General features: G+C 73.7%; 10 protein-coding genes. 5 read left to right on the forward strand and 5 right to left on the reverse strand.

From position 1 onward, the window contains the following. Positions 1-46 precede the first annotated feature (46 nt). Both RM572_RS06960 and RM572_RS06965 read right to left on the reverse strand, forming a co-directional pair. Entirely contained in the window at positions 47-2107 is a 2061-nt protein-coding gene (locus RM572_RS06960; RefSeq protein WP_311672397.1) for a SpoIIE family protein phosphatase, read from the reverse strand. Between the two features lie 235 nt (positions 2108-2342). Beyond that, the gene (locus tag RM572_RS06965; RefSeq protein WP_027765698.1) at positions 2343-2918 is read right to left on the reverse strand and encodes a TerD family protein; all 576 of its coding nucleotides are present in this window, start codon (positions 2916-2918) and stop codon (positions 2343-2345) included. A 136-nt stretch (positions 2919-3054) separates the two neighbouring features. Here RM572_RS06965 and arfB point away from each other — a divergent pair, with 136 nt between their 5' ends. Further along, positions 3055-3483, forward strand: coding sequence for an alternative ribosome rescue aminoacyl-tRNA hydrolase ArfB (gene arfB, locus RM572_RS06970; protein ID WP_027765697.1), 429 nt, complete (start codon positions 3055-3057; stop codon positions 3481-3483). Between the two features lie 57 nt (positions 3484-3540). On the opposite strand, the gene RM572_RS06975 is transcribed toward arfB, so the two are convergent. Beyond that, on the reverse strand, positions 3541-4302 hold the full coding sequence (locus tag RM572_RS06975) for a DedA family protein (protein WP_311672398.1): 762 nt from the start codon (positions 4300-4302) through the stop codon (positions 3541-3543). 263 nt (positions 4303-4565) lie between these two features. Here RM572_RS06975 and RM572_RS06980 point away from each other — a divergent pair, with 263 nt between their 5' ends. Both RM572_RS06980 and RM572_RS06985 read left to right on the forward strand, forming a co-directional pair. Beyond that, positions 4566-9023, forward strand: a complete 4458-nt coding sequence (locus RM572_RS06980; protein WP_311672399.1) for an aminotransferase class I/II-fold pyridoxal phosphate-dependent enzyme — start codon at positions 4566-4568, stop codon at positions 9021-9023. Next, complete coding sequence (locus tag RM572_RS06985) at positions 9020-9835, forward strand: class I SAM-dependent methyltransferase (RefSeq protein ID WP_311672400.1); 816 nt, start codon at positions 9020-9022, stop codon at positions 9833-9835. The genes RM572_RS06980 and RM572_RS06985 overlap by 4 nt, the downstream gene beginning before the upstream one ends. Positions 9836-9862: 27 nt before the next feature. Here the strand turns inward: RM572_RS06985 and RM572_RS06990 are convergent, their stop codons facing one another. Next, positions 9863-10888, reverse strand: coding sequence for a GNAT family N-acetyltransferase (locus RM572_RS06990; RefSeq protein ID WP_311672401.1), 1026 nt, complete (start codon positions 10886-10888; stop codon positions 9863-9865). Between the two features lie 487 nt (positions 10889-11375). Here RM572_RS06990 and RM572_RS06995 point away from each other — a divergent pair, with 487 nt between their 5' ends. Both RM572_RS06995 and RM572_RS07000 read left to right on the forward strand, forming a co-directional pair. Next, a complete protein-coding gene (locus RM572_RS06995) occupies positions 11376-13229 on the forward strand; it encodes a glycoside hydrolase family 15 protein (RefSeq protein WP_394813538.1) in 1854 nt (617 codons plus the stop codon). An 86-nt stretch (positions 13230-13315) separates the two neighbouring features. After that, positions 13316-13795: a hypothetical protein gene (locus tag RM572_RS07000; protein WP_311672403.1), complete on the forward strand. Its 480-nt coding sequence runs from the start codon at positions 13316-13318 to the stop codon at positions 13793-13795. A 48-nt stretch (positions 13796-13843) separates the two neighbouring features. On the opposite strand, the gene RM572_RS07005 is transcribed toward RM572_RS07000, so the two are convergent. Continuing rightward, entirely contained in the window at positions 13844-14578 is a 735-nt protein-coding gene (locus RM572_RS07005; RefSeq protein WP_311672404.1) for a TetR/AcrR family transcriptional regulator, read from the reverse strand. Between the last annotated feature and the right edge of the window lie 10 nt (positions 14579-14588).

Here is a 14588-nt window from a genome sequence, read left to right on the forward strand (position 1 = left end):
GTGCGCGCTGCGGCTCAGGCGCCGCGCGGGTCAGGCGCCGCGCGGGTCAGGCTCCGTGCGGGTCAGGCTCCGTGCGCAGTGCGATCAGCGCGATGTCGTCGCTGGTGCCGGGGTTGTGGCGGTCGACCAGCTCGTCGCAGAAGTCCTCCAACGGTGCCGTCACCAGCGTCTCGGCGCGCTCCCGCAGGCGTTCCAGGCTGGTGTCGATGTCCTCTCCGGGCCGCTCGACCAGGCCGTCGGTGTAGAGCAGCAGGGTGCAGTCGGGGCCCAGCCGCTCCAGGGCGTTGCCGCGGGGGATCTCCGGGGAGATGCCGCCGAGCAGCGGGCCGTGCGACGCCTCCAGGAAACGTGAGCTGCCGTCGGCCTCGACGACCAGTGGCGGCGGATGGCCGGCGACGGCGTAGTTGAGCCGCCAGTGGCCGTCGCCCATCGGCTCGACGCGGCAGAACACGCAGGTCGCGGTGGTCTCTTCGGGGCCGAGGCACTGCGCGGCCAGGTCGAGCCGGCGCACGATGTCGCCGGGCGGCTCGGTGCGGTCGACCGCCAGCCCGCGCAGCATGTTGCGCATCCGGCTCATGGTGACGGCGGCGGCCAGGTCGTGGCCGGCGACGTCGCCGATCACCAGGCTGGCCACGCCGTCCGGCAGCAGGAAGGAGTCGTACCAGTCGCCGCCCACCTCGGCGGTGGTGGCGCTGGCGCGGTAGCGCGCGCTGATCTGGAGTCCGGGCACGTGCGGCGGCGCGGTCAGCAGACTGTGCTGCAGCGCGTTGGCGACCCGTCGGGTGCGGTGCAGTTCCAGGGCGTTGCGCAGCGGTCCGTGGGCGTGCTCCAGGATGTCGCGGATCAGCTCGGTGTCCTGGTCGGAGATGGCCTCCCGCGCGCCGCAGACGAACGCCGAGACCACCGCGGCGACCGTGCCGTCCACCAGCACGGGCACCAGGACGCCGCTGTGCGCCTGGGCCTTGACGATCCACGGCGCGAGCGCGGGCGGGGCGAACCCGGGCGGCGCCTGGCCGGGCGGAAACGTCGCCCGGGCGGGCACCCGGGCCAGCGCGGCGTGGGTGAAGGCACTGTGGACGTGCGGGTCGACGTGCTCGTCGCGCAACGGCGGCAGCCGCGCCTCCAAGCCACGCCGGGCGGTGGCGGCCACCCGCTGTACGGTCAGGGTCTCGGCCTTCGAGCCTTCGCCCGGCCAGTCGGGCAGCAGGTAGATGCCGCACTGGTCGGCGAGCGCGGGCACCACGACGTGGCTGAGCGCGGCGAAGGACTCCTCCGCGCTCGCGGCGTCGCCGACCACGGCGGCGGCCCGGGCGAGCAGCGCGGCACGGCGCTCCTCCAGCCACTCCTCCTCGATGTCGGAGCACCCGGCCACCCACTCCACGAGCGTCCCGTCGTCCCGCAACGGCACGGCACCGATGCGGCAGTGCCGGTAGGAGCCGTCCCGGTACCGCAGCCGGTAGACGTGCTCGAAGCGTTCGGGAACGTCGCGTACGGCGTCGCGCCACGCCTTCTCCAGGGCGGGCCGGTCCTCCGGGTGCGCGGTGTCCAGCCAGCCGTCGCCGATCAGCTCGGCCCGCGTACGGCCGGTCACGTGCTCCCAGCCGGACAGCTCCAGCGCCCGGCCGGCCGGGTCGGCCACCAGGGTCTTCTGCTCGCTGGCCCCGACCAGCCGCTGGAACCGGTGGAGGATGCGCCGCTGCGCCTCGATCTGGCCGGTGACCTCGGTGGAGACCACCAGCACGCCGCGCAGGCCGTCCGGTGCGACCGCTGGGGAGAGGCTGCAGGTGAACAGCTTCTCGGTGGACCCCTCTCCGGGAACGTGCAGCACCACCGGGAGGGCGGTGAAGACGTACGGCTCGCCGGTGCGCTGGACGGTGTCCATGCGGCTCAGGAACTCGTCGCCGGCCAGGTCGGGGCAGGCCCGGGCGAAGGGGGTGCCGAGCGGTGCGTCGCCGAACAGCCCGCGGTGGCGGGGGTTGGCGTAGGCGAGGCGGTGGTCGGCGTCCCAGGTCGCGGCGACCGTGAACGGCGCGGCGTCGAACGCCTGCGCGGGCAGCCCCGGGGGAGGCGCGGTACGCCTGCCGCGCGGCCCGGCGGAGGAGGTCACGAGGTGTCACCCCCTACCGGTGCGGCGAATGCCTCGGGCTGTCAGGTCTCACCTGGCCATTGTCGCTCCGCCGCCCGCCCCGGTCCACGCGGCGGCGGCACCCGGACGAGCCGGTCCGGCGGACGGGGGTGCGTGAGGTTGCCCCGCACGACGCCGGCCCGGTCTCCCTGCGGGGAGGCCGGGCCGGCGGGGCGGTGCCGTCGGGCCGCCGGGGCCCCGAGGGCGGTGCGCGCGATCAGACGTTGACGCCGAAGTCCTGCGCGATGCCGACGAGACCGGAGGCGTAGCCCTGGCCCACGGCGCGGAACTTCCACTCGGCGCCGTTGCGGTACAGCTCGCCGAAGACCATCGCGGTCTCGGTCGCCGCGTCCTCGCTGAGGTCGTAGCGCGCGATCTCGGTGCCGCCGGCCTGGTTGACGACACGGATGAACGCGTTGCGCACCTGGCCGAAGTTCTGGCTGCGGGACTCCGCGTCGTAGATCGAGACCGGGAAGACGATCTTGTCGATCTCGCCGGGCAGCGCGGCCAGGTTGACGTTGATCTGCTCGTCGTCCCCCTCGCCCTGACCGGTGACGTTGTCGCCCGAGTGCACGATCGACTGGTCCGGGGTGGCGCGGTTGTTGAAGAAGACGAAGTGCTGGTCGGAGTGGACCCGTCCGGCCCCGTTCACCGCGATGGCGCTGGCGTCGAGGTCGAAGTCCGTGCCCGTGGTGGTACGGACGTCCCAGCCGAGGCCGACCGTGACGGCGGTGAGGCCGGGCGCCTCCTTGGTGAGTGAGACGTTGCCGCCCTTGGACAGGCTTACAGCCATGGGGTTGCCCTTTCGTTGCGAATCTCTCGGGTCCGTACCCTTCACCACCCACAACGCCACCGGGCCGGGCCCGGGTTCCCACGGCGGTGCGAAAACGCCGTGACGGCGGACGGCAGGACGCGCGACGATGGGACGCATGTCCGGTCCCCATGTCATCCGCGGCTCCGTCCCGCTCCCGGAGTCCGAGCTCCGCTGGCGTTTCAGCAGGTCCTCGGGGCCGGGCGGGCAGCACGTCAACACCAGTGACAGCAGCGTCGAACTGCGTTTCGACCTCGCCGCCACCGAGGCGCTGCCCCAGGTGTGGAAGACGCGCGCCCTGGAGCAGCTGGCGGGCCGCCTGGTGGCCGGTGTCCTGGTCGTACGCGCGAGCGAGCACCGCTCGCAGTGGCGGAACCGCGAGACGGCCGCCGTACGGATGGCCGCGCTGCTCGCCGAGGCCACCGCGCCGCCGCCCCGGCCGCGGCGGAAGAAGCGGATACCGCGCGGCGTCAACGAGCGGCGGCTGCGGCAGAAGAAGCAGCGCGGCGACCTGAAGCGCGGGCGCTCCGGGCGCGACTGGGGGTAGCCCCGGTGACGACCGCGCTGCCCCCGGGACCCACCGCACCCGCGCGGTGACGGGAGCTCAGCGCAGGGCGTGCCGGCCGCGGCGGCGCGGCCGGTCGGCCCGCCGGGCGGCCCTGCGTCCGGCGTCGGGGCGCTGCCCGGAGCCGTCGCCGTTCCCGCTGCCGTTCCGGTCACCGTCTCCCGGGCCGCGGCCCTTCCCGGAGGAGCGCCGGGCCCGCAGGTACTCGATCACGATCGGCAGCACCGACAGCAGCACGATGCCGATCAGGATCGCCTCGATGTGCTGGTGCACGAAGTCGACCTGGCCCAGCGCGGCACCGAGCAGTGTGACGCCAGCGCCCCACAGGACGCCGCCGAGGACGTTGAAGGTGACGAACGAGCGGTAGTTCATCCGGCTCACGCCCGCCACGATCGGCGTGAACGTCCGCACGATCGGCACGAAGCGGGCCAGCACCAGCGACTTGGGGCCGTACTTCTCGAAGAAGTCGTGCGCCTTCTCGACGTTCTCCTGTTTGAAGAACCGCGAGTCCGGGCGTTTGAAGAGCGCCGGACCGACCTTGCGGCCGAAGAGGTAGCCGACCTGGTCGCCGAGGACCGCGGCGATCACGACCAGGCTGCACACCAGCCACAGCGGGTAGTGCAGGTACTGGCCCGTCGCCACCAGCAGACCGGTGGTGAACAGCAGCGAGTCGCCCGGCAGGAAGAAGCCGAAGAAGAGCCCCGACTCGGCGAAGACGATGACGAGGATGCCGATCAGCCCGAAGGTCTGGATCAGGTAGTCCGGATCCAGCCAGCTCGGCCCGAGCGCGAGATTCGTCACGGAAGCGGCTCCTCGTCATGCGGAAGACGGGCGGAAGGCGGACGACGCGACGTCAAGAAGGACCAGGCCCGCACGCCGGGCTCTGGTCCTGCACGAAGCCCTGCCGACGCGGCGCCGGGCTCGGGGTGTACGTCTGCCGCCTCAGTCTACCGCCTGGGCCGACACCTGCGGCCTGGGCCGACACCCCCTCAGGCGCCGACATGCAGGCGCCTGCGGCCGGTCCTAGCATCGGAAGAGGTTCACGATCCAAGGGGGCGGTTTCCTTGATCGGGACACCGCGGACGGGCGCCCTGATGGCCGGGCTCGTGCTGCTGGCCGTCCCGCTCACGGTCGCCTACCTGCTCTTCCCCGCCCGCCACACCAGCCTGTGGGCCGCCATCGGGTTGCTCGGGGTCGCCGCGATGCTGGTCGGCGTCCGCCGCAACCGGCCCGCCCCCGCCTGGCCGTGGGCGGTCCTGGCGGCCGCCTCGCTCGCCTTCACCGCGGGCGACACCACCTACAACGTGCTGGAGAACCTCTACAACCAGCCCAACCCGTTCCCCTCCCCCGCCGACGCCTTCTACCTGCTCACCTACCCCCTGTACGCCGTCGGGCTGTACGCGTTCATCCGGTACCGCGGGCCGGGGCGGGACCTGGCCAACCTCCTCGACGCGCTGATCCTCACGCTCGCCCTCGCGCTCTTCTCCTGGCGCTTCCTCATCGACCCTCTCGCCAGCGCCGAGGACACGCCCCTCCTCGACAAACTGATCTCCATCGCCTACCCGCTCGGCGACGTGCTGGTCCTCGCGCTGCTGTTGCGGCTGCTCGTGCCCGGCGGCGCCCGGTCCCGGGCGGTGCAACTGCTGGTGCTGGGCTCACTGGGCCTGCTGGTCTCCGACGTGCTGTACGGCTACCTGCAGCTCCAGGGCACCTGGCAGGTCGGCTCGCCCAAGGACCTGGGCTGGGTGGTCTTCTTCCTCGCCTGGGGCCTGGCCGCACTGCACCCGTCCATGGTCGAACTGACCGAACCCATGCCGCCCCCCACCCCCGGCATCCCCCACCGCCGCCTCGCGCTGCTGGGCGCCGCCTGCCTGGTCGCCCCGGGCATGCTGGCGTACGAGGCCAGTGCCGGCCGCCCCGGGGATGCCGCGGTGCTCGCCGCGTTCGCCGGCGTGATGTTCCTGCTGGTGCTGGCGCGGCTGGGCGGCGTCATGGCCGACCACCGGCGCGCCGTCGGCCGGGAACGCGGCCTGCGCGTCGCGGCCGGCTCGCTGGTCTCGGCGATCAGCCCGCGGGAGGTCGCGGCCTGCGTGGACGTGGCCGCCACCGCCCTCTTCGGCCGCGGAGTCCGGCACGCCACGCTGCTGCTGGTGTCCGACCCGGACGGCGATCTCCAGGCCATGCCCACCACGGGGCGCCCCTGGGTCCGGCAGGTCGAGGAACACCCCGAGGAGCCGGAGGGCCGTCTCTCCGCACTCGCCTCCGGCAAGCGCCTCGTCTCCGTCGAGGCGCTGGGGCCCGCCCTCGCCGCCGACCTGGGAGAGTCGGAGAAGGTGCTGCTCTGCCCGCTCACCGCCGAGGGGCCGCGCGGCCGCCCGTTGCTGGGCATGCTCCTCGTCGCCGCCTCCGAGCGCAGGCTCCTCGGCCTGTGGGGCGCCCTGGAGAGCCTGTCCTCGCAGGTCGCGCTCGCCCTCGAACGGGTGGGCCTGAGCCGGGAGATCAGCCGCCGCAACAGCGAGGCGTACTTCCGCACCCTGGTGCACAACACCTCGGACGTGATCCTCATCGTCAACGACGACGACACCGTGCGCTACGCCAGCCCTTCCGCGGACGGCATGTTCGGCACCACCCACCTCCCGGGAACGCCCCTCGACCGGCTCCTCCACCCCGACGACCGGGCGGCCGTGCTGGAACGCCTGGCCCGCATCCGGGCGGGCGGCAGCGGCGACACCCGCGGCGACTGGCGCGTGGTGCGGGAGGACGGGGATCCTCTCGACGTCGAGGTGCGCTGCTCCAACCTGCGCCACGAGAACACGGTGAACGCCCTGGTCCTGACCCTGCGCGACGTCACCGAGCAGCGGAAGCTCGAACGGGAGCTGACCCACCGCGCGTTCCACGACCCGCTGACCGGGCTGCCCAACCGCGTCCTGCTGCTGGAACGCATCGAGCGTGCGCTGCTGCGCGGGCGCCGGGACGCCACCCTCACCGGCGTGCTCTTCATCGACCTGGACGACTTCAAGGTCGTCAACGACACCATGGGCCACTCGCTGGGCGACGAGCTGCTGACGGCCGTGGCCCGCCGGCTCACCTCCACGGTGCGCCGCAGCGACACCGCGGCCCGGCTGGGCGGTGACGAGTTCGCCGTGCTCATCGAGGGTTCCAAGCGGCCCGAGGACACGGAGCGGCTGGCCGGGCAGGTCGTGCAGGCCCTGTCCCAACCGTTCCGGCTCACCAGCGGGACGGTCAACGCGTCCGCGTCCGTGGGCATCGCCACGTCCGAGGACAGCGCGGACAGTGAGGAGTTGCTCGGCCACGCCGACCTGGCCCTGTACGCGGCGAAGACCACGGGCAAGCGGCAGTGGCGGCACTACCGCCGCGAGCTGCACTCGGGGCTGCGGGAGCGGCACGAACTCCAGGCCGGGCTCGACAGCGCCATCGCCCGGGAGGCGTTCGCGCTGCGCTACCAGCCCATCGTGCAGATCTCCTCCGGCGACCTGGTCGGCTTCGAGGCTCTCGTCCGGTGGCCGCACGAGCGGCGCGGCCTGGTGGCGCCGGACGAGTTCATCACCCTGGCGGAGGAGACCGGCCACATCATGCCGCTGGGCGCCTGGGTGCTGGCGCGGGCGGCCTCGGACGTGGCCCGCTGGCAGCAGGTACGCCCCCTCGCCGAGCCGCTGTACGTCAACGTCAACGTCTCCGCACGGCAGTTCCGCGACGAGGCGTTCCTCGGGCAGGTGCGCCAGGTGCTGGACACCTCGGGGCTGGCGCCGCGTTCGCTGATCCTGGAGCTGACCGAGAGCGCCTTCATGCGCCGCGACGACCAGGTCCGCACCACGATGTCGACGCTCAAGGACCTCGGCGTGTCCATCGCCATCGACGACTTCGGCACCGGCTTCTCCTCGCTGAGCTACCTGCGGGACTTCCCCATCGACATGCTCAAGGTCGACAAGTCCTTCATCGACCACCTCACCACCGACGCCCAGCAGGTCGCGCTCGTCGAGGGCATCGTGCGGATCGCGGACGTGCTCGGCCTCCAGGTCGTCGCCGAGGGCATCGAGGAGCGCGGCCAGCGCGACCTGCTGGCCGCGATGGGCTGCCACTTCGGCCAGGGCTACCTGTACGCCCACCCGATGACCTCGCAGGAGGGCGAACGGCTGCTCCTCGACGGCGCGCAGCAGCACCGCCCGCAGGCCCCGAGCACCACCGCCCGGCACACCCAGCAGCGGCCCGAGGGGTGGGCGATCCGCCGCGACCCGCGCTGGGGCGACCTGTCGAAGCTGTGGCACTCCAGCCGCATGGTCGACGCGGTGATCGACGAGGTGGACGGACGCCGCATCCGCTGCGGGAACCACTGGCTGACCGACTTCGCGTCCTGCAACTACCTCGGCTTCGACCTCGACCCCGAGATCATCGAGGCCATCGGGCCGCAGGTGAGGCGCTGGGGCACCCACCCGAGCTGGTCCCGGCTGATCGGCAACCCGAACCTCTACCCGCGCATCGAGGAGCGGCTGGCCGGCCTGCTCGGCGCCCCGGACGCCCTGGTGCTGCCGACCATCAGCCTGATCCACCAGTCGGTGATCCCCGTCCTCGCGGGCGAGGGCCATGTGTTCGTGGAGGCCAAGGCGCACCGCACGGTCTACGACGGGTGCGTGGTGGCGCGCGGCCACGGAGCGAGCGTGCAGCGCTTCCACGCCGACCGGCCCGACCAGCTCGACGCCCTGCTGCACGCCGTGCCCGCCGGCTCGTCCCGGCTGGTCTGCCTGGACGGCGTCAACAGCATGACGGGCAACTGCCCCGACCTGGGCGCCCTCGCCCGCGTCTGCCGGGAGCACGGCGCGCTGCTGTACGTCGACGACGCGCACGGCTTCGGCGTGATCGGTGAGCGCCGGCCGGACGAGACCTCGCCGTACGGGTGCCGGGGCAACAGCATCATCCGGCACATCGGGGAGAGCTACGAGGGGATCGTGCTGGTCGGCGGGTTCTCCAAGGCGTACTCGTCGCTACTGGCGTTCCTCGCCCTGCCGACCTGGCTCAAGGAGCACCTGAAGGTGGCCGCCGCGCCCTACCTGTACTCCGGCCCGTCGCCGACCGCCTCACTGGCGACCGTACTGGCCGGGATGGACGTCAACGACCGCCGGGGCGACGCGCTGCGCGGCGACCTGTACCGGCGGACGGCGGCGGTCCTGCACCACCTGAGGGAGCTGGACGTCGGCACGCCGAACACCGACGGACTGCCCATCATCGAGATCCCGCTCGGGGACGCGGCCGACCTGGACGAGGTGAGCGGCTTCCTGTGGGACCGCGGCGTCTACGTGACGCTCGCCGCGTACCCGTTGGTGCCGCGGGACCAGGTGGGTTTCCGAGTGCAGATCACCGCGAGCAACACCGAGGAGCAGATCGAGGAACTCAACGCGACGCTGACCGATCTCGCCCGCCGCTTCCCGCTGCGTCCCGCGGACGACGCGGGCGGGGCGGGCACCGGGCCCCGTGCGGCGGCCGGCGGTACGGGGAGGCGACGGTGACCACCCACCCGGCACACGGCCCGGCACACGGCCCGGCGCGCGACCGCCGCCCGGCCGGAGTCGCGCCGGCCGGGGTGCCGCCGCCGTGGCGCAACGCCGAGGCGGACTGGGACCGTTGGCCGGTCGGCGACTACCTGGCGGAGAACTACCGCGAGATCCACGACGCCGACGCGGCCGTCCTCCGCCACCACGCGGCCGTGTACCGCCGCATCCCGCCGGGCAGCGTCGCGCTCTCCCTGGAGCTGGGCTGCGGACCGAACCTGTATCCGCTGATGCAGGCCGCCGCGGTCAGCCGGCGCATCGACGCGCTGGAACCCGGCGCGGCCGCGCGCGCCTACCTGGCCCGGCAGCTGGCGGGCCTGCAGGACTCCAGCTGGCAGGAGTTCTACGCGCTGTGCCGCAGCCTCGATCCCGCCCTGCCCGGCACGCTGACCGAGGCGCTGTCCCGGGTGCGGCTGGTGCCGGGCGGCGCCGCCGCCGTACGCGCCGGCGCGTACGGTCTGGCGTCGATGCACTTCGTCGCGGAGAGCGTCACCGAGGACGGCGACGAGTTCGCCGCGCTGTGCCGCGCCTTCGTCCACGCGGTGTGCCCGGGCGGGCAGTTGCTGGCGGCGTTCATGGAGAACATGCCGACCTACCGGATCGGCGTCGACTCGCGCTGGCCGGCGTTCCCGGCCGACGCGGACACCGTGCGCGCGGTGTTCGCGCCGCTCACCGAGGACCTGCGGCTGACCCGCGTCGCCAAGGACGCCGGCCTTCCCGACTACGGCGACACCGGCATGCTGCTGCTGCACGCCCGGCGCGCCCGCTGAGGGCACCGGACCGGCACGCACGGTCCCTCAACGCCCCCCGCCGAGCCGGGCCCGCACGGCGCGGACCGCGTCGGCGTGCTTCGCGCGCAGCCCGGCGAACCGCGTGCCGCGTTCCACCCGGCCCTCCCCCAGCAGCACGTCCGCCGACTTCACCTGCTCCTCGTGTCCCTCGCCGCAGCCCCGGCCGAGCTCGATGCGGTCGATGCCGCGACCCGCCGCCCCCTCGGCGAGCATCAGGTACATCAGCAGCCCCGGCGCGTACCGGGCGAACGCCGCGTCGTAGGCGGGGAAACGGTTCACCAGCACCCGCCGGGACCGCAGCCCGAAGGTGCACGCGATCAACCGCCCGTTCGCGTACAGGGCCGACACCAGACCGGAGCAGCCCTCGGCCCGGGTGTCGTGGAGGTCGGACACCAGCGCGCGGACCGCCGGCCGGGCGAAGGGGTCGGGCCTGCTGACGGTCCGGCACCGTGCGGAATGCCAGCGCATCAGCGTGTCCAGCACGTCGGGCGCGCGTTCGTCGAACACGAAACGCAGGTCGCCCGCCTCGCGCGCCAACCGGCTCTCGCAGGCCCGCAGTTCGCGCAGCTCGCCGGGCGCACGCCGCCACAACAGGTCGGTGTAGGCGGCGTAGCCGTCGTCGACGCGGATCATCGGACTGGGCACCCGCCGCACCGTGCCCGTCGCGAACGGCCCCTGGCCGTCCGTCAGATGGTCGTACTCCCACGCCTGGAGGCGGCAGGCGCGCAGCAGCGTCCCGGGGTCGAGGACCAGGCCGGAGGCGTGAACGAGCCCCTGGCAGCGGGAGACGCCCGCCCCGATCGGCCGCCCCAGCCCGGCGGTCCGGCGTTCGAAGGGGAAGAACGCCACCGGCCCCCGGCGCCCGTCGGTGAGCACCGCCACCCGTGCCGACCGGCGCACCCGGCCCACCGCGACGGCGAACTCCGGTGCCAGATAGGGGTTGGCGAGCTGCGGTTCGCTGCGCTGCATGGTCTGCCACGACGCCTGCGCGGCGGAGCCGAGCTCTGCGGGCCTGACCACTTCGATGTTCACGCCGCACCGCCCCGCAGCGCTCGAGCCGGGCCACGACGGGCGCGGGCGTTGAGATCGTCCACCGCGTCCGATCGGTCGGACCCGTCCGCCCCGTCCGTACGCCTGCCGCGTCCGCGGGCCGTGCCCGGCGCACGGCGGCCACGGCGACGGCGGGCTCGCGAGGAGGCCGACCGGACGGCGGCGGGACGAGCGGGAGGGCGCCGTACGAACCGGTCCGACGCCCGGCGGGCGGGGTGTGTGCGCGCACAGGGCGGGCTCGGACCCCCCGCGTCGGGTGGCGAACGTCGCCCCGCGGCAGGCCAGTCGGTGGCGCGTCGCAGCGGGTGCGGCGCGCAGGTCTCGCGCATGGACTGCGCCGACGAGGACGGCACGGAATCTCCCGAGCGTTGCTGAATTGCTGATTGCTGAGGCGAACGCTCCCCGTACTTCCAGGTGTACTGCCGGCCACGGGCGCCGTCAACTCGCCGCCGAAGATCACGCGCGTAGAATGACAGGTGTGCCCGGATTGATCGAGGACTACGCCCTCGTCGGAGATCTGGAGACCGCGGCCCTCGTCGGCAGGGACGGGTCGGTGGACTGGCTGTGCGCCCCGCGTTTCGACTCCCCGGCCTGCTTCGCCGCCCTGGTGGGCGGACAGGAGAACGGACACTGGCGGCTCGCCCCGGCAGGCGCCGGGCGCTGCAACCGCAGGTCCTACCGCGGTGACACGCTGGTACTGGAATCGGTGTGGGAGACCGTGTCCGGCACCGTCCGGCTGACCGACTTCATGCCGCCGCGGATGCGAAGCCCCTACCTGGTGCGGGTGGTGGAGGGCGTTTCCGGGCGGGTCGCGATGCACGGCGAGCTGCGGCCGCGCTTCCACTACGGGCGCATCGTGCCGTGGATGCTGCCCGGCAACGGTACGGGCCGGCAGGCGCGGGCGGCCTCCGCGGTGGCGACGGCCCCCGGGATGACCGCGTTCGCCGGCCCGGACGCGCTGCGGCTGACGGGTGAGCCGCCGCCCGAGGTGGACGTGGCGGCGGGCTGCGCGCGGATGGATTTCACGGTCTCCGCGGGCGAGCGGCGCGCCGTCGTCCTCAGCTGGAGCCCGTCCTACGACCCGGTGCCCGCGGATCTCGACACCCGCGCCGCGCTGGCCGCCACTCTGGGCTTCTGGGAGACCTGGTCGCGGCAGTGCTGCTACCGGGGGCCCTGGCGGGAGGCCGTCGTCCGTTCCGTGATCACGCTCAAGGCGCTCACGTACGCGCCGACCGGCGGCATGCTGGCCGCCGCGACCACCTCGCTCCCGGAGGACGTCGGCGGGGAGCGCAACTGGGACCACCGGTACTGCTGGCTGCGCGACTCCACGTCCACGATGTCCTGCCTGCTGCGCAGCGGCTTCCGGGACGAGGCCGTCGCCTGGAAGGACTGGCTGGTCCGCGCGGTGGCCGGCGACCCGGCCGACCTGCAGTCGCTCTACGGCGTCGCGGGCCAGCGCAAGATCGGGGAGGGCCCGGCGGACTGGCTGGGCGGCTACGAGGGCTCGGCACCGGTGCGCATCGGCAACCACGCGGTCCAGCAGCTTCAGTTGGACGTCTACGGCGAGGTGCTGAACACCTTCTACTCGGCGCTGCGGGCGGGCGTGCCGATCGAGCGCCACGCCTGGAGCCTGCTCGCGTCCTTCATGGACTACCTGCAGAAGCACTGGCGGGACGCGGACGAGGGACCGTGGGAGGTCCGGGGGCCGCGGCGGCACTTCGTCCATTCCAAGGTGATGTCCTGGGTGGCCGCGGACCGGGCGCTGCGGATGGCGCGGGCCGCCGGACTGCGGCCGATGGCCTCCCGGTGGCGGGCGATGCGGCAGGAGATCCACGACGAGGTGTGCCGGCTCGGCTGGGACCCGGGGCAGCACACGTTCGTGCAGTACTACGGCGCACCCTCGGTGGACGCGACGGCGCTGCTCATCCCCCGTCTCGGTTTCCTCCCCGCGCGGGACCGGCGGGTGCTGGCCACCCTCGACGCGATCCGCGACCGTCTGGGCCATCACGGCTTCCTGCACCGGTACGCGCCGGTCTCCGGCTCCGCGCGGCACCCGGTGGACGGCCTGCACGGCGGCGAGGGAGCCTTCCTCGCCTGTGGGCTCTGGTACGCGGACGCCCTCGCGGCCGCGGGCCGGCGTGCGGAGGCCCGGGCGGTGTTCGAGGACGTCCTGTCCGTCCGCAGCGACCTCGGTCTGCTGTCGGAGCAGTGGGACCCGGTCGACGGACGCCAACTCGGCAACGCGCCGCAGGCCTTCAGCCATGTGGCGCTGGTCAACACCGCGTTCACCCTGTACGGCACCCGGTCCGGCCCGCGCCGCTGAACCCGTCCCGCAGGGCGTGCAACCCTCGTGCCCCGCCACGCGTCACTTCTTCGCAAGGCCCCCGCCCCCTCTCCTCCGGAGTGCCCGTGAACCCCGAGCCGGCCACGAAGTCGAGCACGCCGCAGCGGATCGGCGTGGGCCTCTGCTCCGTCCTGGTACTCGTGGGCGCCGCCGCCGTGGCGCACGACGCCCGCACCGTTCCGGCACCCGCGCCCTCGGGCAAGCCCTCGCACAGGGCCTCCGTGCCGGAGTCGAAGCCCGGAGAGTCGAAGCCCGGACCGCCCGTCGTCCGCGCGGGCGACGGCCGCCCGCAGCCGTCCCCCTCGCTCACCGAGACGGCGGTGCTTCCGGGCCTCGTCGGCCAGAACCTCGACGGGGCACGGGAGGCCGCACGGGCGGCCGGCTTCTCGACGCCGACCTCGTACGACGCCTCGGGGGAGGGCCGGCGGCAGATCTCCGGCCGGCACTGGAAGGTCTGCGCCCAGACGCCCCTCCCGGGCACGCACCCGACGCACATCGCGGTCGACCTCGCCACGGCCAGGGTCTCCGAGCCCTGCCCCGGCTGACCGCGCCACCGGGCCCCGCCGGGGCCACCGGATTCGCGGCGCCTCGGATCAACGGCGCGGCCGTGGGGGCACCAGCCTGTCCAGCAGGGCGTCGAGCCCGGCGGCCAGCCCCTCCACGCCCCCCTGCTCGGCGAGCACGGGCGCGCTGTCCCGCAGCCGCGGCAGTTCGTTGACCGGCATCCGGTGCAGGCCCAGCCGGAACGCCGGGTCGGTCTCCTCCGGGTTGTCCACCATGGCGCGGAGCTCGACGAAGAGGTAGCCGAGCACCCACCCGTTGTAGGCCCGGAACACCGCGGCGGCGGCCTCCTCGTCGAGACCGCCCCGGTCCAGCAGCACCAGCACCCGCTCCTGCTGTTTGAGGACGGGAAGGGGCCGGCGTGCCAGCGGCACGGCCAGCATGCGGGTCGCCAGCAGCGGGACGACGTGCGGGTGGGCGAGTGCCACCTCGTACGTCGCCCGCGACACGCGGTGCAGCTCCGTGCGCCATCCCGCCGCCTCGGTCCCGGCGTCCAGCCGCTCCTGGAGCTCGGTGTACAGCGCTTCCACCAGGCCGTCCAGGAGCGCGTCCTTGCCCTCCGCGTACCGGTAGACGGCCATGGCCTCGACGTCCAGCTCCGCCCCCAGCCTTCGCATGCTCAACGCGGAGAGCCCTTCCCGGTCGACGAGTTCCAGTCCGACGGCCAGCACCCGTTCCCGGCTCAGGCGCCCGGTCCGGTTGCGTGGCCGGGCCCGGCGCTCCGGACCGTTGCGTCCCCGGCCACCGCCGTCGGCCTGCGTCGGCATCGTCGCTCCC

It is taken from the genome of Streptomyces hazeniae, assembly GCF_031845485.1.
Taxonomy (GTDB): domain Bacteria; phylum Actinomycetota; class Actinomycetes; order Streptomycetales; family Streptomycetaceae; genus Streptomyces; species Streptomyces hazeniae.